Below are 19,684 nucleotides of genomic sequence, written 5' to 3'. Positions count from 1 at the left end.
CGGGGCCGTCCTGCCCGCTCGCTCAGCGAGAGGCTCACCCGCTCTCCTCGGAAGCGCTTCCTGGAAAATCCTTACAGTTTGAAAGTCCAAAAGAGCTTTGACCCGAAATCAAAGGCTTGCATTGTCGACTCCTTGTCAGTGTTTGCATTTTCGTGATATTTACGGGGGCTTGGGCGGCGTGATGGCGGGCAAAACCCGGCTTCCCTGGGCGCATTCGCGAGAGCGGAGCGGACACCGCGTTTCACCCGAGTGAGGCCACGTCAGGGAGTGGCCCGCTCGTCGTAACCAAGGGGCACAACACAATGAAGGAATCGGCGTACCGGTCCACCGGTATGCGCACTCGTGGTCTGTCCATGAGGGCGCTGGGGGTGGCATGGCTCACGACGGCGTTGGCGTGTGGAGGCTCGGGGAATGAGCCTGGGAACCAGCGGCTCGAGGGCTATCGCTCGAAATCGCCGTTCCACAAGGTGCAGCTCAGCGCGCAGAAGGCGGCCGAGCTGGAGAAGCGGGGCGCGAAGGTCCTCGGGGACTACGGCGCCTTCAAGCTGGTCCAGGTGGATGACGCCACGCTGGACTCGCTGAGCCCGGCGCAGGGCGCGGAGCTGCGCGACGACTATGATCGCATCCTGCTCAACGCGGGCGTCATCGACACCGCGTCCGAGTACGCGAAGTCGATGCGCGGCGTGCCGCAGAAGCGGATGACGGAGGCGGGCACCAAGGGCTTCCACCTCGTGCACTACGAGGGCCCGGTGCGGCCCGAGTGGCTCGAGGCCCTGGAGTCCACGGGCGTACGGGTTGTCACCTACATCCCCAACAATGCCTACCTCGTCTATGGCGACACCACCGCCATGGCCAGCCTGCAGGCGCACATCACCGCGACCCCGGCCATCCGCTGGGACGGCGAGTACCTGAACGACTACAAGCTGGACCCGACCGTGCAGACGGCCGTCACGCCCACCTACGCCATCCAGCTCATCAAGGATGACGAGACGAACGGCGCGACGCTGGAGCTCATCCGGAGCCTGCAGACGCGCGAGGCCATCGTCAACGAGGCGCTCGGTTACGTGAACGTGGTGGCGGCGGTGGACCGCCAGGCGCTCTACGACATCATCCAGCGCCCGGACGTGCTCTCCGTGCAGCCGCGCCCCGAGCCGCGCAAGTTCGACGAGCGGCAGAACATGATCATTTCCGGCAACCTCGTCGGAAATGCTCCGAGCGGCGCGACGTGGCTGGCGTGGCTGGCCTCCAAGGGCTTCACCCAGGCCCAGTTCACCGCGTCCGGCTTCGGCGTGGACGTGAGCGATAGCGGCATCGACAACGGCTCGGTGACGCCCAACCACTTCGGCCTGTACCGCGGTGGAGATGTCACCGGCACCAGCCGCGTCGTCTACAGCCGCCTGGAGGGTACGGCCAACAGCGGCAGCACCACCTCCGGCTGCGACGGCCACGGCAACCTCAACTCGCACATCGTGGCGGGCTACTCCAACGTGTCGGGCGCTCCCTTCACGGACGCGGCCGGCTTCCACTTCGGCCTGGGCGTGGCGCCCTTCGTGAAGGTGGGCTCGTCGGTGGTGTTCGATCCGGGCACCTTCACCAGCCCCAACTACGCCAACCTGCAGTCGCGCGCGTACCGCGACGGCATGCGCATCAGCACCAACAGCTGGGGCTCGAGCGCCAACACGTACAACACGGACGCGCAGCAGTACGACGCGCTGGTGCGTGACGCGCAGCCGTCCGCCGCCTCGGTTCCCGCCACGGGCAACCAGGAGATGGTCATCGTCTTCGCGGCGGGCAACGGCGGCTCGGGTGCCAACACCGTGGGCAGCCCCGGCACGGCGAAGAACGTCTTCACCGTGGGTGCCTCGGAGAACGTGCAGCCCTTCGGCGGCGCGGACGCCTGCGGCACCACGGATGCCGAGGCCAACAGCGCCTACGACATCGTGGCCTTCTCCAGCCGCGGTCCCACCTCGGACGGCCGCAAGAAGCCGGACATCATGGCGCCGGGCACGCACGTGTCGGGCGGCGTGGCGCAGGCGGCGGGCCAGCGGGCCAGCCCTCCAGCGGTGCCCACCGGTTCGGCGCTCTCGTGCTTCGACGCCACGGGCGTGTGCGCGGGCTCCGGCTCCAACTTCTTCCCCTCGACGCAGCAGTGGTACACGGCGTCCTCCGGTACCAGCCACTCCACCCCCGCGGTGGCCGGTGCCACGGCGCTGCTGCGCCAGTACTTCATCAACCAGGGCGTCAACCCGCCGACCCCGGCGATGACGAAGGCCTACCTGATGAACTCGGCTCGTTACATGACGGGCACCGGGGCCAACGACAACCTCTACTCCAACAACCAGGGCATGGGCCTGATGGACCTGGGCATGGCCTTCGACGGCGCCTCGCGTCTGTTGGATGACGAGAACCCGGCCAACCTCTTCACGGCCACGGGCCAGACGCGCACCTTCAACGGCGTGGTGTCGGACTCGACGAAGCCCTTCCGCGTGACGCTGGCGTGGACGGACGCCCCGGGCTCCACCACCGGCAACGCCTGGAAGAACAACCTGGACCTCACCGTGACGGTGGGCACCACCACGTACAAGGGCAACGTCTTCACCGGCGCCAACTCGGTCACCGGTGGCACGGCGGACACCCAGAACAACGTGGAGAGCGTCTTCCTGCCGGCGGGCCTCGAGGGCGCCTACACCGTGACGGTGACGGGCACCAACATCAACTCGGACGGCGTGCCCAACAACGGCACGTCGTTGGACCAGGACTTCGCGCTCGTCGCGTACAACTCCTGCGCCACGGCCACCCCGGCGCCCTCGGGCACCACGGCCACGGTGACGGCGGACAACCGCATCGAGGTGAGCTGGACCGAGAACGGCTCGGTTTCCTACAACATCTATCGCGCCACCAGCGCGGGCGGGCCGTACACCCGCGTGGGCAGCTCGGTGACGTCGCCGTTCGCGGACGTGGGCGTGTCGGGCGGCACGACGTACTACTACGTGGTGCGCGCGGTGCAGTGCTCCGAGTCCCCCAAGTCCAACGAGGCCTCCGCGGTGGGCACGGGCGTGTGCACGCTGGCGCCCTCCTTCGCGGGCATCGGCTCGGCCAGCAACGCCGCCGCGAGCACCTGCTCCACCACCCTGTCCTGGACCGCGGCCACGCCTTCGTGCGCGGGCAGCGTCACCTACTCGGTGTTCCGCGGCACCACCTCGGGCTTCACCCCCTCGGCGGCCAACCGGATCGCCACGGGCGTGACGGGCACCTCGTTCTCGGATGACCAGAACCTGGCGTCCGGCAGCACGTACTACTACGTCGTGCGCGCCACGGAGACGAGCACGGCCACCCTCGAGGAGGCCAACACGGTGGAGAAGTCCTCCGCGGCCACCGGTGCCATCTCCCCGGGCACCTTCTTCGACGACTTCGACTCCAGCCGGCCGGCCAACGCCTCGGCGTACTGGGTCCCGACGGTCATCACCGGCAACGCGGCCACCATGGCCATCGTCTCCGGGTGCCACTACCAGTCGGCCACCAACGCGTACCGCATGGGCGCGGCCGCCACCTCCTGCGGTGGCACCTACGCCAACACCCAGCAGCACCTGCTGATGCTGGGCGGTAACGGCTCGGTGTCGGCCGCCATCAACGGCTTCACCATTCCGGCCGCCAGCTCCAGTCCCCAGATGACGTTCAACGTCTGGTACGACCTCGAGTCCCGCTTCGACGGCGCCTGGTTCGTCTACAGCACCACGGGCGCGAGCGGGCCGTGGATCAACGTGGGCGACGCGGTGTCGGCGACGGCGCCGTACATCTCGGCGGGCGGCTACGACAACACGCTCTCCAGTGCCAGCACCACGCGCATCTGGACGGCGACGAACACCGGCGCCAACGGCGCGCTCAAGGCGGTCACCGTCAACCTCGGCGCCCTGGCGGGCCAGAAGGTGTGGTTCGGGTTCCGCTTCTACGCTGACGTCACCGGCGTCCGGGAGGGCTTCTACGTGGACGACGTCCGCCTCCCGGTGGACGTGGCGGCCTCCTGCTCCACCAACGTTCCGCCTCCGGGTCCGGCCGTTTCCTTCAAGGTGACGGGTCTGCCGACGGTGGCCCAGGTGGGCAAGCCGGTGTCCTTCAACGTCTCGGCGTACGACGCGGTGGGCGTGGCGGCCACGGGCTACAACGGCACCGCGGCCTTCACCAGCTCCGACGGCGCGGCGGTCCTCCCGGCTTCGGTGGCCCTCACCGCGGGCTCGGCGAGCGGCCTGGTCGCCACCTTCAACACCGGTGGCACCCAGTCCATCACCGCGACGGACACCACGGCCCCCAGCATCACGGGCAGCGCGAGCCTCTCCATCACCACCGCGACGAAGCTGGCCTTCACGACCCAGCCTTCCGCCACGGCGGTTGCGGGCGCGACGCTCGGCACCATCCGGGTGGGCCTGGTGGACAAGGACGGCGTCGCGGTGACGTCGGGCACGTTCCCCATCACCCTGTCCATCGGTAACAACGCGGGCGGCGGCACGCTGTCGGGTACCACCACCGTGAACATGGTCGCTGGTGTCGCCACCTTCACGGGCCTGTCCGTGGACAAGGTGGGCACGGGCTACACGCTGAAGGCCACGGCTTCGGGCTCCGACCTCATCGAGAGCACCAGCTCGGCCTTCAACATCACCGTGGGCACGGCCGCGAGGCTGGCCTTCCTGGTCCCGCCCTCGCCGGTCGTGGTGGGCTCGGTCATCACCCCCGCGGTGAAGCTCGCCATCCAGGACGCGTACGGCAACCAGACCACCGCCACGTCCACCGTCGCCCTGACGCTCAGCGGCTCGGGGGGGGGCGTCCTCTCCGGCACCGTGTCGGCGGCGGCGGTGGCGGGCGTGGCCACCTTCAGCAACCTGTCCATCGACAAGGTGGGCACGGACTACACGCTGAGGGCCGCCGTGGGCACGTCGTACAGCACCGTGAGCAGCGCCTTCGCGGTGACGCCGGGCGCGCCGTACCGGGTGACCATCACCCGCCAGCCCTCGGACGTGGTGGCTGGTGCGTCCATCACCCCGGCGGTGCAGGTGTCGCTCTTCGACAAGCAGGGCAACCTGGCGACGCAGTCCTCCGCTCCGGTGGCGATCGTCATGGGCACCAACCCCACGGGCGCTACCCTGGGCGGTGTCACCACCGTGAACGCGGTGGCGGGCGTGGCCACCTTCGCGGACCTGTCGTTGAGCCGCACCGGTACCAACTTCACCCTGGTGGCGGGCTCCAGCGGCCTCTTCCAGGACTCCAGCGTCAGCTTCAACGTGAGCGAGGGCCCGTCGGCGAAGCTGGCCTTCCGCACGCCTCCGGCCCATGCGGTGGCGGGCTCGGTGCTCGCTCCCGTGGTGGTGGAGGTGCAGGACGGCCAGGGCAACCGCAACACCGCCTCGACGGTGTCGGTGACGCTCTCGCTGGGTGGCCCCTCGGGCGGCACGCTCGGTGGCACCACCACGGTGGCGGCCGTCAACGGCGTGGCCACGTTCTCGGACCTCACGCTGAACCAGGCGGCCTCCGGCTACACGCTGCACGCGGAGGGCACCGGCCTGACTGGCGCCACGAGCGGTACCTTCTCCATTGCTCCGGCGGCGGCGGCCTCCCTGGCCTTCTCCGCGCAGCCGGGCAGCGTGGTGGCGGGTACGGCCTTCGCCCCGGCGGTGAAGGTCTCCATCCTGGACACGTACGGTAACGTGGTGACGGGAGCCCAGGACGAGGTGTCCATGGCGCTCGTGAGCACCACCGAGGGCTCCACGCTGACGGGCACCAACAAGGTGTCGGCCGTCAATGGCGTGGCCAGCTTCTCCGGCCTGTCCATCACCCGCATGGGCACGGGCTACACGCTGGTGGCCAGCGCGGGCTCGCTCTCGAGCGCGACCAGCTCCGCGTTCGACATCCTGTCCAACGCCTCGGCGCGGCTCGCCTTCAAGACGGGCCCCGCTTCCATCAAGGCGGGTGCCACGCTGGCCCCCGTGGAGGTGGAGATCCTCGATGCGTACGGCAACGCGGTGGCCGCGGCGAACACCATCACCCTGACGTTGCAGGGCGGTGCGGGTGGCACGCTGGGCGGTACCACCACGGTGTCCGCGGTGGCGGGTGTGGCGTCCTTCGGCGACCTGAGCCTCACCCAGGCGTCGGCGGGCTACCGCCTGACGGCGCACGCGGAGGGGCTGGTGGACGTCACCAGCTCGGCGTTCGATGTCTCCTCCGGTGCGGCGGCGGCGCTGGCCTTCTCGGTCCAGCCCGGCACCAGCCAGGCGGGCTCGAGGGTTGGCCCCGCGGTCCGGGTGTCCATCCTCGACGCACACGGCAACGTCGTCACCGACGCGGCTGACGCCGTCACGCTCGCCCTGGGCACCAACCCGGGGAGCGCTACGCTGACGGGCACCACCACGGTGGCGGCCGTCAACGGCATGGCCACCTTCGCGGACCTGTCGCTCAACCGCGCCGCCAAGGGCTACACGCTCCAGGCGAGCACGGGCGAGCTGTCCGCGGTGACGAGCGCGGCGTTCGACATCACCAGCGGTGCTCCGGCGCGGCTGGTGTTCCGCGGTGCTCCGGGCAACGTCTCGGCGGGGGCCTCGCTGGCCGCCCTCGAGGTGGAGCTGCAGGACGCCCTGGGCAACGTACTCACCGACAGCAAGGCGCTGGTGACCCTGAGCCTCGGTGCCAACCCGTCGGCGGGCCTGCTCATCGGCTCCGCTCCGGTGTCGGCGGCCCACGGCGTGGCGAAGTTCGACGGGCTCTCCCTGCGCAAGGCCGGCAACGGCTACACGCTGGTGGCGAGCGCCGAGGGCTTCGAGGGTGCGACGAGCGCGGCGTTCGACGTGACGCCGGGCACGGCCGCCAGCTTCGCGCTGGTGTTCCCCGCGAGCATCACCGCCGGCCAGGAGGCCTCGCTCTCCGCCACGGCGTATGACGCCTACGGCAACGTGGCCACCTCGTACGCGGGCCCGGTCAAGGTGACGAGCTCGGATACGGCGGCGGCGCTGCCCGCCAACGCGGCCTTCGTGGAGGGTGTGCTCAGCGGCCTCAAGGTGACCTTCAAGTCCTCGGGCCTGAAGACGCTCACCCTGACGGACTCCGCGCAGGCGACCCTGAGCGCTGTGGCTCAGACCAACGTCACGCCGTTCGCGCAGCCCACCGTGGCCGTGACGAGCCCGGCGGGCGGCACGGAGGTGTCCGGTGAGGTCAGCATCACCGCCACGGGTGTGGTGGCCGCTGGCACCACGGTCAGCCAGATCTCCATCCTGGTGGATGGGGTGGTGGTTGGCACTGGCACGGACGCGACGCTGACGGCGAAGTGGGATGGCTCGAAGGCGGAGGACGGCTCGGCGCACACGCTCACGGCCGTCATCACCGACAGCGCGGGCAACGTGGTGGGCTCGGCTCCGGTCGGCATCACCGTGAAGAACGCGAGCTGCGGCTGCGGTGCCACTTCGGGCACCGACGCCAGCGTCTACCTGGGCCTGTTCGTCCTGGCGCGCTACGTCTCGGCGCGGCGCCGTCAGACGAAGAAGGCCGCCTGAGGTGTGACGCGGTCCCGGTGCGCGCGGTGTGGGCGCGCCGGGGCCGGCCGGGGAGGGGGGCTCGCTCCGCCCGGCCGCTAAGCAGACGAGCCAGTTGACCGGAACGCGCTGGTGTGGGGTCCTCCCGCCAGCGCGTTCTGCTTTTCGAGCGACATGAGGAGGTGCGGCATGGCATCGCGGACGGTCTGGAAGGGGGCGTGGGCGGTGGCGTTGCTGCTGGCGGCGGGGGGCGCGGAGGCGGCGAAGGGCGCGAAGGCGAAGGCGCGCGCGGAGAAGCTCGCGAGCGAGGCGCGGGCGCTGGCGAAGCCGCGCGGGTGCGACAAGGTGGAGGAGTGCGAGGTGGCGGGCTTCGGCCACAAGCCTTGCGGCGGGCCGCGCGAGTACCTCGCCTATTGCTCGCGGACGACGGACGTGAAGGCGCTGCGCGAGAAGCTCGAGGCGCTCGAGAAGGCCGAGCGCGAATGGCAGACGGAGGCGGGCATCAAGTCCACCTGCGGCCTGACGCGCATGCCTCGGCCGCAGTGGGTGGATGGCGAGTGCCGCGCCCGCTAGGTCAGGTGGGCCAGGTCCTGCTCAGGGGTGCTGCCGCAAGGGGCGAGGCACCTTCCGGTCGAGTTTCGTCCCGACTGGTACGACCATCGGACCAGTTGCGGGAAAACGCGCCCGGAGCCTCCCCCCTGACAGGACCTACCTTGGCGGGCCTGGCTCTGGAGAGGGCGTGGCTCACTTCGCGGCGAAGCCCTGGAGCGGCGCGTACCCGGGGAGCACCCCGGTGTGCGAGAAGACGAGCTGCTTCACCTCCTCGGGCTTGAGCCGCGCGGCCAGCGCCTCGAGGGACGCGCGGTTCTGGTCCGCGTCCTCGGTGACGGGCCATTTGGCCGCGACGAGCTGCCCCTCCTTCGTCGCGTCCGCGCTGTCCCCGAGGAAGAGCACGCCGTTGACGAGGTACGCGGCGCTGCCCCGGGAGTGGCCGGGAATGGAGAAGACGCGGATGGCCAGGGTGCCCACCGGCACCGTCTCCCCGTCCTTCAGCGCGCGGGTGACGTGCACTTGGCGGTCGGCGATCGGCAGCAGCTTGCCGACGGGGCTGTGGTTGGCCTCGCGCCCCTCGGCGAGCGCCACGTCTCCCTCGAGCGCCATCACCTGGGCCTGGGGGAAGAGGTGGCAGCCGGAGATGTGGTCCACGTGCCCGTGCGTGAGGAGGATGGCCTTCACCGCCTCGGGACCGAGGCCGCGGCGCTTCAGCTCCGCCAGCACCGCCTTGCCCTCGACATCCGTCCCCGAGTCGATGAGCGCCACCGCGCCCGGGCCGGCGTCGAGCACCGCCACGCTGACGAAGCCGTCCTTCACCACCCGGGCGAAGCCCTCCAGCTCGAGGCCATCCGGAATCTCCGGGTTGCCAGCGAACATGGTCACGGCCAGCGCCACCACGGCCAGGACGGGCACCAGCAGGAGCACCGCCACCCCCTTCAACGCGCGTTTCATCGTCCTCACCTCGACAGGAACCCGGGCCTGGAAATGCCTTGTTCTATCAGGGCTTTCGTGGGCCCCGGGAGGGCGCGGGGTGCAACCTTGCGCCAGGGACAAAAGGCTTTGACTCCGCGTTCCAGGGCGGGCTACACGCGGACGGCTCGTGAATCGTCCGCTGGACGTCAGCTTTTTCGGAGGAAGAATGCGTCGGATCTCGATGGTCGCGGGGCTCGCCCTCGCCGTGGCGGTGCTGACCGGTTGCCCGCCGACCTACCCCAACTGCAAGAGCGACGAGACCTGCCAGGAGAAGGGCGAGGTCTGTGTCAATGGCACCTGCCAGGAGTGCTCGACCGACGCCAACTGCAAGGAAGGCTTCACCTGCCAGGGCAACAAGTGCACGCCCAAGGGCCCCGAGTGCGCGCGCGACGAGCAGTGCACGGGCGGGAAGATCTGCGAGGCCGGCAAGTGCGCCGAGCCGCAGTGCACCTCCAAGGGCCAGTGCCAGGGCGCCCAGGAGTGCCAGAAGGGCCGCTGCGCGCTGCCGCCGGGCGCCTGCAACGCCAACACCGATTGCGGTGACGGCCAGGAGTGCCAGGGCAACAAGTGCGTGGCCGCCAAGGCCCCCCAGGCCGAGTGCAACTGGGAGCCGCTGCGCTTCGGCTTCAACGAGGCCACCCTGCCTGCCGACGCCCAGAGCCGCCTGAGCGCGCTGGCCGACTGCATCAAGGCCGCTGGCTCCGGCCGCATCGAGCTCGCTGGGCATGCGGACGAGCGTGGCACGGAGGAGTACAACCTCCAGCTGTCCCAGAAGCGCGCCGCCTCGGTGAAGAAGTACCTGACGGACCTGGGCGTGCCGGCCAACCAGCTGAAGACGGTGGGTTACGGCGAGAACCGGCCGGCCGAGCAGGGCTCCACGGAGGAGGCCTGGGCAGCCAACCGTCGAGTCGAGTTCGTCCACTAGCCGTCCTTGAGGTAGGCTGCGCGCGAAATGGCCTCGACCGAGACCGAGACACGGCAGTCCTACCTCGTATTCGCCTGTGGCAGCAGCTGGTACGCCGTACCGGCTGAGTGCGCGGCGGAAGTGGTCAGCTTCCCCGAGCTGACGCGGGTGCCCGGAGCCCCCGTGCACCTGCTGGGCGTCTTCGCCCACCGCGGAGAGGTCATCCCCGTGGTGGACATGAGCCTGCTGGTGAGCGGGGAGAGTGAGCCCACGCGCCGCGCGGTGCTGGTGCGGCTCACCCGCGGCACCCTGGCCCTCACGGCCAGCCGGGTGGCCGGGGTGTCCCAGGTGGACGGACGCCTGGAGCCCCTGGGCGCCACCGGGGTGCACCTCCACCTGCGCGGGCCCGCCCGCAGCGCCCAGCGCGACGTGGCGGTGATCGACCCCGAGGGCCTGTTCGACCACCTCAGCCAGGGTAGCTGAGCGATGGCGTCAGCGAGCCGGAGTGTCACGGGCATGCTCCTGTGCCGGGCGGGCGCCGATCGTGTGGCGTTCTGCGCGCACGAGGTGGCCACCATCGAGTCCCCCACCACGTTTGGAGGCCGGACCGGTTCCGCCCGTCAGGCCTTCGATGGGGCGGAGGGCGCCGAGCGCATCCTCGTGGCCGCCACGGGCGAGTCGGTGGGCGTGGACGCGCTGGAGATCGATTCCGAGCCCCTCTCGCTGTTGCCCGCCCCGGCGGTGTTGGGCCGGGTGGCGGGGGGGAGCCTGCGCGGCTTCATCCAGGTGCGCGGCGTGCTGTGGCCGTTGATGTCGCTGGTCGAGTTCGGGCGTTTCCTGACGCCCTCCACCCGGGAGGCCGCGTGAGCACGCCAGTGGCACAGCAGCAGGGCCCCGAGGGCCTCGAGGGCCAGGCGGTGTGGACCACGCGTCCATCCGCGCTGGGCGGTGGGGTGGGGCTGGTGCTGGCGATGCTGTACGGACGCCTCACCCACTCGCTGCTGCCCGAGGGCAGTGGCTGGCTCTTCTGCGGGTTGCTGGTGGCGGTGCTGGTGATGAACGCCGTGCTGTCCGGCGCCCAGGAGCGGCATGCGCTGCGCGTGCTGCGGGCGCTGGAGGAGGGCCGGCTGCCCCGTAGCCCGGACAACCTGCGCCGGGCGTTGCAGGAGGTCCGCCGCATCCCCGGGCGCTGCTTCTGGTTCACCCTCCAGGGGTGGCTGGGCGGCGGGCTGATGCTGGCGGTGACGTTCGTTCCCCTGGCGGACGCCCACTGGACGGTGGGGATGCGCATCGGGCTGGTGGCGCTGTCGCTCGGGCCGCTGTCCTCCATGCTCGTCTACCTGATGGTGGTGCGCCGGGGCCGCCGGACCGCCGAGCGCATCGCCGCGCAGGGCCTGTCGCCCCAGGAGGTCATCGCCGCCCTTCCCAACGAGCGGCTGCGGCTGCGGCGCCGGTTGGTGATGTTCACCGCGGTGGCGGTGCTCAGCCCGTCCGCCTTCATCCTCGACGTGTCGGTGACGCGCACGGTGCGCACCTTCGATCAGATCCTGGAGACGAAGAATCCCCAGGAGCAGCTCGTGGTGGTGCAGCGCACACGCAAGGCCACCGGGCTGCCGCTCGGGCTGTTCGCCGGGCTGGTGGTGCTGCTGGTGGTGGGCACCTCGTACGTGGCCGGCACCGCGCTGGCCGAGCCCCTGCGCGCCCTCTCCGAGGACGCCACGCGCATCGCCCAGGGCGAGGTGCGCACGCCCCGCTTCATCCCCGCCGAGGACGAGGTGTGGGCCGTGTCCGGCGCCTTCACGCGCATGCAGGCGCAGCTGGCCCAGGCGCTCGTGCAGTTGCAGCGCGCGGGGCTCCAGATCTCCTCCACCACCGAGCAGCTGGTGGCCACGTCGGCGGACCAGGAGTCCGGGGCGGGGGAGCAGGCCATCTCCCTCAACGAGACGCGCGCCACCACCGAGGAGCTGGCGCGCTCGGCCCAGCAGATCGCCGTCAACGCCGAGTCGGTATCGGCCATGGCGGAGACCACCTTCGGAGCGGCCCAGAGCGGGCAGCGCAGCGCGGCGGCCTTCCTCGCGGCCATGCACCGCATGAAGGGTGACAACCAGGCCATCGCCGACGCGGTGGTGCGGCTCAACAAGCGCGTGCAGCAGATCGGCAAGGTGGTCGAGTTCATCAACGAGATCGCCGACAAGTCGGACCTGCTGGCGCTCAACGCCGAGCTGGAGGGCACCAAGGCGGGCGAGCCCGGCCGGGGCTTCTCGCTGGTGGCCGCGGAGATGCGCCGCCTGGCGGAGAACGTGCTGTCCTCCACGCTGGCCATTGAACGGCTCATCGACGAAATCCGCGACGCCACCCAGGCGGCGGTGATGGCCACCGAGGCGGGCTTGAAGACGACGGATCGCGGTGCCTCGCTGGCGGCGCAGGTGGACCAGAGCCTGGGCCTCATCCTCGAGCTGGCGCGGCAGACCTCCCACGCGGTGCGCTCCATCTCCCTGGCCACCCAGCAGCAGCAGACGGGCACGGATCAGCTCGCCGCCGCCATGGGCGACATCCTGCGCGTCACCGAGGAGAACGCCTCGGCCACCCAGCAGATGGTGGCCGCCAACACGGACCTGTCCGCGCTGGCCAGGGACTTGAAGGCCACGGTGCAGCGCTTCCGCGTCGCGGAGAAGGAGGGCTGAGGCCATGGCACGCATGCCCCGTTTGAGCCGCTCCTTCAGCCGCAGTCTGTTGATGGCGATCATCTACGCCAACGGCACCACCGCCATTCTCGCGGGACGCTACGCGCAGCTCACGCTCCTGGAGCAGCTGCGCGACACCTTCCCGCTCTTCCTCCAGCTCATGGGCGCCTTCTCGCTCGTGGCCATCGGGATGGAGGCGTTCCTCTGCCTGCGCCGGCTGCGCGTGCTGCGCGGCGTGGAGCGGGAGGCCGGTCCTCAGGAGCCGGAGCGGCTCGCGCTGGCCCTGGGGGAGGTCCACCGCCTGGCGGACTTCGCCTTCGTCTCCACGCTCGTGCTGTGGCTGCTCACCTCCGTCTTCGTCAACCTGGGGATGTGGGCCTGCGGTGCGTCCACCAGCCTCATCCAGGCGCTGCGCATGGGCTGGCCGGGGCTGCTCTTCGGCCCCATGTCCGCGCTGCTGTCGTACTGCATGGTCACCCTGCACGCCCGGCGCGTGGTGCTGGACATGGCTCCCCTGGGCGTGACGCCCGAGCTCGCCATCTCCGTGGCGCCCCGCCGCGCGCAGAACCGTCCCCGGCTCGTCCTCTTCACCACCATCGTCGTGGTGACGCCGGCGGTGCTCATCTGGGACGTGTCCTCGGTGCTGGCGGAGCGGGCGTTCGATCAGATGCTCGCGGAGACGCACCCGGCGAAGCAGGCGGAGCTGGCCGCGCAGCTGAGCAACGATGCGCTGTGGTCCGGGGGCGCGCTGTGCCTGCTCGTCTTCGGCGTGGCCCTGGCCGCCGCCTACCTGGGGGGCACGTTGCTCGGCCGCCCCATGCGCCAGCTCGGCGAGGAGGCCCACCGCATCGCCGAGGGTGACCTCAGCCGCTCGAGCATCATCCCCGCCGAGGACGAGGTGTGGGCCGTGTCGGCCGCCTTCTCCACCATGCGCAGCCACCTGGCCAACGTGCTGGCGCAGCTGCAGCGCGCGGGCACCCGCATCGGCTCCACCACCGAGGAGATCATCGCCACCTCCGCCCGCTACGAGGCGGGCGCCGCCGAGCAGGCCAGCTCCCTGGACGAGACGAGCGCCACCACCGAGGAGCTGGCGCGCTCGGCGCGGCAGATCGCCGAGAACGCGGGCTCGGTGGCGGAGATCGCCCACAAGACGCTCGCGGCGGCCCGGGGAGGCCAGGCCAGCGCCGAGTCCTTCCTGGAGACGATGAACCGCATGCGCCACGACAACCAGGCCATCGCCACGGCGGTGGCCCGGTTGAACAAGCGGGTGCAGCAGATCGGCAAGATCGTCGAGTTCATCAACGGCGTGGCCGACAAGTCGGACCTGCTGGCGCTCAACGCCGAGCTGGAGGGCACCAAGGCGGGCGAGGTGGGGCAGGGCTTCTCGCTGGTGGCCGCGGAGATGCGCCGCCTGGCGGAGAACGTCATCGAGTCCACCAAGGAGATTGAAGGGCTCATCGAGGAGGTCCAGGACGCCTCGGGCGGGGCGGTGATGGCGACCGAGGGCGGCGTGCGCGCCACCGAGACGGGCACCGCGCTGGCGCAGCAGGTCTCCGAGTCGCTGCGGCAGATCGTGGAGCTGGCCGGGCGCACCTCGGACGCGGTGCGGGCGATTTCCCTGGCCACCCAGCAGCAGCAGGGCGGGACGGATCTGCTGGCCGAGGCCATGGCGGACATCCTGCGCATCACCCAGCAGAGCCACAACGCCACCAAGCAGGTCATCAGCGCCAATGGCGACCTGTCCTCGCTGGCGCGTGACCTGAGGGGCGTGGTGGAGCGCTTTCAGATCGACCCGCCGGCGCCAGGGAGCAACGGGTGAGCGCGCGGGAGAGGCTCCTCAAGCAGTTCCGCGAGCTGGTGGGGGTGCGCCTGGAGCGCATCAACCGCCGGATCGTGGAATTGGAGGCCGGGGCGAGCGTGGAGGCGGGCCGCACGGTGCTGCGCGAGCTGCACGGGCTCAAGGGCGAGGCCCGGATGATGGGCTTCGACGACATCAACACCGTCGTCCACGAGATGGAGGAGTTGGTGCGCTCCACCGAGCGCGTCGAGCATGCGCTGAGCGCCGGCTCCATCGACGCGCTCCTCCAGGCGGGAGACGCGGTGCTGGTGCTGGCCGGGGCGTCACCCGAGCCGCAGCAGACGCCGCCCGAGGTGGCCAGGCTGGTGCGGTGGTTGCAGCAGTGCACCCGCGCCGAGGCCTCTGGCCAGGGTGAGTCCGGCACAGCTCCGGGCGCGCCCCTGAAGGTGGACCCGTCCACACCGTCCGCGTCGGCCTCGATGCAGGCCGCCGCCCTGCGGGTGGACCCGTCCACGCCAGGCACGGCGACGCAGGCCCCGCCTGTGCGCAGGGAGCCGCAGGAGCGGGACGAACAGGACGTCACGCCGGCCTGGGGCTCGGCTCCCCTGGGCGTGGCCACGGGCCCCTCGCTGGTGTCCCGGCAGGCCCCTGCGCCGGCTCCGGCACCGGTGCCCCCGGCCGCGTCCCGCACGCCCATGGGGGGCCGCACGGTGGCGGTGGAGCCTCCGCGTGCGCAGTCCTCGGCGGCGTCCACGGCCAGCACCACCATCAACCGCATGCCGCCGGCCACTCCCGAGCCGCCGCTGACCCGCACGGCCACCGTGACGACGGGCGTGCGCAGCGGGGACAGGGCGGATGGCTCGGTGCGCATTGGCGTGGCGAGCCTGGACCTGCTGACGAGCGCGGTGACGAACCTCACCCAGGTGTCTCGCCGCCGCGAGCTGGCCACGCTCCGGCGCCTGGAGCTGGCGCGCGAGCTGAGCCTGCTGGCGCGGGCCGCGGAGGACCTCGGGCTCGCGGGCGGCATGCTGGCCGAGCGGCTCGGCCGGGCCAAGGAGCTGGCCGCGGAGCTGCACCGCGAGGCGAAGCTGCTGGCCAACGAGGAGCTGCGCGACCTGGGCTACGTGGCCGACGAGGTGCAGCGCCTGCGCATGCTGCCGCTGTCCGTCCTCTTCGAGCCCTACCCGCGCATGGTGCGGGACCTGGCGCGCGAGCTGGGCAAGGAAGTGGAGCTGGTGGTGGACGGCGAGGACACCCGCGCCGACCGGGCGGTGGTGGAGGCGTTGAGAGACCCCCTGCTGCACCTGGTGCGCAACGCGCTGGACCACGGGCTGGAGTCGCGGGTGGACCGGGTGGCCTCGGGCAAGCACCCGCGCGGGCGGCTGACGCTGGGCGCGGCGCGCGAGGGCAACCGGCTGGTGCTGCGGGTGGAGGACGATGGCGTGGGGCTGGAGCCCGCGCTGTTGCGCCGCTCGGCGGTGCGCAAGGGCTTCCTGGACGAGGCCACGGCGTCGGCGCTGACGGACCAGGCGGCGCGCGAGCTCATCTTCCTCTCGGGCTTCACCTCGCGCGAGGTGGCCACGGACATCTCCGGGCGCGGCGTGGGGCTGGACGCGGTGCGCAGCTCGCTGCGGGCGCTGGGCGGGGACGTGCTGGTGGAGTCCACGCCGGGCCGGGGCACGCGCTTCGAGCTGCGGGTGCCGGTGTCGCTCACCGTGGCCCCGCTGCTCTTCGTGAAGGTGGCCGAGGAGACGCTCTGCCTGAGCGCCGCCCATGTGTCGCGGGCGGTGAAGGTGGAGGCCTCGCAGGTGAAGGAGGTGGCCGGGCGCGCGGTGCTGGAGGTGGAGGGGGAGGCCATGCCCTTCGCCTCGCTGGGCGCGCTGCTCGGGCTGGGGCCGGATCAGGTGGCGGAGGAGGGCGCGCTGGTGCTGGCGGTGCGCAGCCAGGGCGCCACGGCCGCGCTCGCGGTGGACCGGGTGCTCGAGGAGAGCGTCCAGGCGATCCTCCCGCTCAAGGGCCTGCTCGGGAGCTTCCCGCACCTCACCGGGGCCACCACCCTGGCGGATGGCCGGCTCGCCATGGTGCTGTCGGCGGCCCACCTCATCGCCGGTGCCCAGGGGGCCATGGGCCTGCGGGTGCCTCGCGCGCCCGCTCCCGCCAGGCCCCCTCCCGCGCCCCGCCGCCGCATCCTGGTGGTGGACGACTCGCCGCTCACCCGGGAGCTCATCGGCTCGCTGCTGGAGGCCGTGGGCTACGACGTCCTCATGGCCACCGACGGCATGGAAGCCCTGGAGCTGCTCAACGGCACCAAGGTGGACCTGGTCTGCAGCGACCTGGAAATGCCTCGCGTGGACGGGCTGGAGCTCACCCGCCGCCTCAAGGCCCACCCGACGCACAAGGTTCTCCCCGTGGTCATCCTCACCACCCGTGGGGGAGAGGAGGACCGGCAGCGTGGGTTGGCGGCCGGCGCCAACGGCTACATCACCAAGGGTGACCTGGTGCGTCAGGATCTCGTGGACGTGGTCGGCCGGCTCCTGGGCTGACATGCCCCTGGGGGACACGCGGCCACATTGGGTATACTCGGCCCGTCGCGCACGGGGTATGGAAGCCACATGGGCAAGAAAGTGTCAGTGCTGGTCGTCGACGACTCGCACATCTGCCGACAGCTGATCTGCGAAGCACTGGGCCGGGATCCGGATCTGGAGGTCGTCGGGACTTGCACCAACGGCAAGGAGGCCCTCGAGGCCGCGCGTGAGCTGCGTCCGCAGGTCATCACCATGGACGTGGAGATGCCGGTGATGGATGGGCTCACGGCCGTCGAGCACATCATGTCCGAGGTGCCCACGCCCATCCTGATGCTCACGGCGGATCCGCGTCAGCAGGCCCCGGAGCTCACGTGCCGGGCGCTGGAGCTGGGGGCGCTGGCGCTTCAAATCAAGCCCTCGATCGACGCGGGGCCGGAGGCGTGGAACCTGTCGCGCGAGGTGAAGCTGCTGTCCTCGGTGCGGGTCATCCGGCACATCCACGGCAAGCGCCGGCCGCCGCTGCCGGGCCAGGGTGGGACGCCCGCGCCGACCCAGTCCATGGGCATGCCCTTCGGGGTGCTGGCGGTGGCCAGCTCCACGGGAGGCCCGCAGGTGCTCTTCCGGATGCTCTCCGAGCTGCCGGCGGACTTCTCCGCGCCCATCTGCATCGTGCAGCACATCAACGCCGCCTTCGCCGAGTCGCTCGCGGGCTGGCTGGCCAACTCCTCCAAGCTCAAGGTGCGGCTGGCGACGGACGGCGAGCAGCTGCTGCCGGGCAACGTGCTGATTGCCCCGCCGGGGCAGCACATGGTCATCCCCTTCCGCGGGAGGGTGGCGCTGCGGCCGGGTGTCGAGCGCGATGGGCACATGCCCTCGGGGACGGTGCTGCTGGAGAGCGCGGCCAAGGCGTACGGGCGGCGCACGCTGGGGCTCATCCTCACCGGCATGGGCGAGGACGGGGCGGACGGCATGCTCGCCATCAAGCAGGCGGGAGGCCTGACGCTGGCGCAGAACGAGGAGTCCTGCGTGGTGTTCGGCATGCCGGGCACGGCGGTGGCGCGCAAGGCGGTGGACCACCTCGTCCACGGCGACGACATCGCGGGCGCGCTGGTGAAGCTGGCCCGGGGTGACGCCCTCCCCGCGGGGCGCTGAGGCCCGGTGGCCCCTACTTCCCCGTCCGTCCTCTCCCAGCTCCACGCGTTCGTGGCGCGGCGGACGGGCATGGCCCTGAGCGAGCTGCAGTGCCGGCGGCTCGGCGAGAAGCTGGCGTCGCGGCCCGGCGGCATGAGCATGCAGCACCTGCTGCACCTGCAGTCGCCCGCGGGCGCCGCGGACCTGGCCGAGCTCATCGACGCCATCACCGTGCAGAAGACGGGGCTCTTCCGGGACGAGTCGCAACTGGCGGCGCTGCGCTCGCACGTGTTGGAGCCGCTGGTGGCGCGGATGCACCGGCCGCTGCGGCTGTGGAGCGCCGGCTGTGCCACGGGCGAGGAGGTGGCCACGCTGCTGGTGATGCTCGCCGAGGTGGGCGCCGACCCTTCCAGCACGGTGCTGGGCACGGACATCTCGGACACGGCCATCGTGCGGGCGCGCGAGCTGTGCTTCACCTCGGAGCAGTTGCAGCGGGTGCATCCCGGGGTGCGGGACCGGTGGTTCATTCCCGTGAGCCCGGGCCGCTTCACGCTGGTGGGGCACCTGAAGGAGCGGGCCAGCTTCCAGTGCCACAACCTGATGGACCTGCCGTACCCGACGGCGGCGGAGGGGCAGGGCTTCGACGTCATCCTCTGCCGCAACGTGCTCATCTACTTCAGCTCCGAGTCCTTCGAGCGGGTAGTGGATGCGCTGGCCGGGCGGCTCGCGCCCGAGGGGCTGTTGGTGCTCTCCGCCGCCGAGCCGCTGCTGCGCGCGCCTCCGAGCCTGCGCACCATGCGCTTCGATCAGGCCTTCTTCTATGCCCGGGCGCAGGAGGCCACGCCTTCCCCTGACGCCGTGCGGACACCGAGTTCCCCGGGCCTGTCATCGGTGGGGGCCCGGTCCGCCTCGGACGCGGGCTCCACGCTGGCCGGGACGGAGCGGGGCCCGGAGCGGACCTCGGGGCGTTTCCCGGCGGTGGGTTCCACGAAGGCGCCAGAGTCGCCGGCCTCGGGCCGCTTCCAGTCGGTGGGTTCCACGAAGGCGCCGGAGTCGCCGGCCTCGGGCCGCTTCCCGGCCGTGGGTTCCACGAAGGCGCCAGAGTCGCCAGCCTCGGGGCGTTTCCCGGCGGTGGGTTCCACGAAGCCCGCGGAGCCCTCGGCCGTCTCGGGGCGCTTTCCGGTGGTGCCCGCCGCGAAGGCGGACGCATCTGGCGGAGCACGACCCGGGCAGGCCGGTGCGCACGAGGTGGATGCCCTCTTCGCCCAGGTGTTGGAGTGGGCCGCGGGCGGCGATGCGAGCCCCCAGACGGCGGAGAAGCTGCGGCGCTGCCTCGAGTTGGACCCGGACCTGGCCGCGGCGCGCTACCTGCTGGGGATGCTGCTCGAGCAGTGGGGCTCGCTGGCGGATGCCGCCGGGGAGTACCGCAAGGCGCTGCGCTCGCTGGAGGAGGGGCGGGCCCGTGCGACGCCCTTCTTCCTCAACAACGCCCGGCTCCAGGTGGCCTGCGTGCGCGCCATCGAGCGGGTGGAGCGGGCCTCGGGGAGCCCTCCGCCGCGTTGACGAGCGGGCAGGCGGGCTCCGGGGACGTGAAGAAGCCCGGG

11 protein-coding genes are annotated in these 19,684 nt (G+C 71.4%); 10 read left to right on the top strand and 1 reads right to left on the bottom strand.

Annotated features, from left to right (window positions below; all coding sequences use genetic code 11):
* The first annotated feature begins 368 nt into the window (after positions 1–368).
* Positions 369–7,532: a S8 family serine peptidase gene (locus tag ACJ8AN_RS26255; protein WP_407758209.1), complete on the top strand. Its 7,164-nt coding sequence runs from the start codon at positions 369–371 to the stop codon at positions 7,530–7,532.
* A 168-nt stretch (positions 7,533–7,700) separates the two neighbouring features.
* Entirely contained in the window at positions 7,701–8,084 is a 384-nt protein-coding gene (locus ACJ8AN_RS26250; protein WP_407758208.1) for a hypothetical protein, read from the top strand.
* A gap of 171 nt (positions 8,085–8,255) precedes the next feature.
* Here the strand turns inward: ACJ8AN_RS26250 and ACJ8AN_RS26245 are convergent, their stop codons facing one another.
* Positions 8,256–9,017: an MBL fold metallo-hydrolase gene (locus ACJ8AN_RS26245; protein WP_407758207.1), complete on the bottom strand. Its 762-nt coding sequence runs from the start codon at positions 9,015–9,017 to the stop codon at positions 8,256–8,258.
* Between the two features lie 187 nt (positions 9,018–9,204).
* Between ACJ8AN_RS26245 and ACJ8AN_RS26240 the strand changes: the two genes are divergently transcribed.
* From ACJ8AN_RS26240 to ACJ8AN_RS26205, 8 genes are all read left to right on the top strand, one after another.
* Complete coding sequence (locus tag ACJ8AN_RS26240; protein WP_407758206.1) at positions 9,205–9,963, top strand: OmpA family protein; 759 nt, start codon at positions 9,205–9,207, stop codon at positions 9,961–9,963.
* Positions 9,964–9,990: 27 nt separating this feature from the next.
* On the top strand, positions 9,991–10,425 hold the full coding sequence (locus ACJ8AN_RS26235; protein ID WP_407758205.1) for a chemotaxis protein CheW: 435 nt from the start codon (positions 9,991–9,993) through the stop codon (positions 10,423–10,425).
* A 33-nt stretch (positions 10,426–10,458) separates the two neighbouring features.
* Positions 10,459–10,809 (top strand): protein CrdC, encoded by a 351-nt coding sequence (locus ACJ8AN_RS26230; RefSeq protein ID WP_407758204.1) that lies wholly within the window; start codon positions 10,459–10,461, stop codon positions 10,807–10,809.
* Positions 10,806–12,626: a methyl-accepting chemotaxis protein gene (locus ACJ8AN_RS26225; RefSeq protein ID WP_407758203.1), complete on the top strand. Its 1,821-nt coding sequence runs from the start codon at positions 10,806–10,808 to the stop codon at positions 12,624–12,626. The genes ACJ8AN_RS26230 and ACJ8AN_RS26225 overlap by 4 nt, the downstream gene beginning before the upstream one ends.
* A gap of 4 nt (positions 12,627–12,630) precedes the next feature.
* A complete protein-coding gene (locus ACJ8AN_RS26220; RefSeq protein WP_407758202.1) occupies positions 12,631–14,445 on the top strand; it encodes a methyl-accepting chemotaxis protein in 1,815 nt (604 codons plus the stop codon).
* Positions 14,442–16,967 (top strand): response regulator, encoded by a 2,526-nt coding sequence (locus tag ACJ8AN_RS26215; protein WP_407758201.1) that lies wholly within the window; start codon positions 14,442–14,444, stop codon positions 16,965–16,967. Before ACJ8AN_RS26220 ends, ACJ8AN_RS26215 begins: the two co-directional genes overlap by 4 nt.
* A gap of 69 nt (positions 16,968–17,036) precedes the next feature.
* A complete protein-coding gene (cheB, locus tag ACJ8AN_RS26210; RefSeq protein WP_407758200.1) occupies positions 17,037–18,101 on the top strand; it encodes a chemotaxis-specific protein-glutamate methyltransferase CheB in 1,065 nt (354 codons plus the stop codon).
* A 6-nt stretch (positions 18,102–18,107) separates the two neighbouring features.
* Entirely contained in the window at positions 18,108–19,643 is a 1,536-nt protein-coding gene (locus tag ACJ8AN_RS26205; RefSeq protein ID WP_407758199.1) for a CheR family methyltransferase, read from the top strand.
* Positions 19,644–19,684 lie beyond the last annotated feature (41 nt).

Source organism: Archangium sp. (genome assembly GCF_045802675.1).
Classification (GTDB): Bacteria; Myxococcota; Myxococcia; order Myxococcales; family Myxococcaceae; genus Archangium.
The sequence above is the reverse complement of the archived record's forward strand: the minus strand, read 5'-3'. Positions and strand labels throughout refer to the sequence as shown.

Bases quoted from the DNA above. Each gene is read 5' to 3' on its own strand.
- ACJ8AN_RS26250 (WP_407758208.1), top strand. From the start codon at position 7,701: ATGGCATCGCGGACGGTCTGGAAGGGGGCGTGGGCGGTGGCGTTGCTG.
- ACJ8AN_RS26245 (WP_407758207.1), bottom strand. From the start codon at position 9,017: ATGAAACGCGCGTTGAAGGGGGTGGCGGTGCTCCTGCTGGTGCCCGTC.
- ACJ8AN_RS26240 (WP_407758206.1), top strand. From the start codon at position 9,205: ATGCGTCGGATCTCGATGGTCGCGGGGCTCGCCCTCGCCGTGGCGGTG.
- ACJ8AN_RS26235 (WP_407758205.1), top strand. From the start codon at position 9,991: ATGGCCTCGACCGAGACCGAGACACGGCAGTCCTACCTCGTATTCGCC.
- ACJ8AN_RS26230 (WP_407758204.1), top strand. From the start codon at position 10,459: ATGCTCCTGTGCCGGGCGGGCGCCGATCGTGTGGCGTTCTGCGCGCAC.
- ACJ8AN_RS26220 (WP_407758202.1), top strand. From the start codon at position 12,631: ATGGCACGCATGCCCCGTTTGAGCCGCTCCTTCAGCCGCAGTCTGTTG.
- cheB (WP_407758200.1), top strand. From the start codon at position 17,037: ATGGGCAAGAAAGTGTCAGTGCTGGTCGTCGACGACTCGCACATCTGC.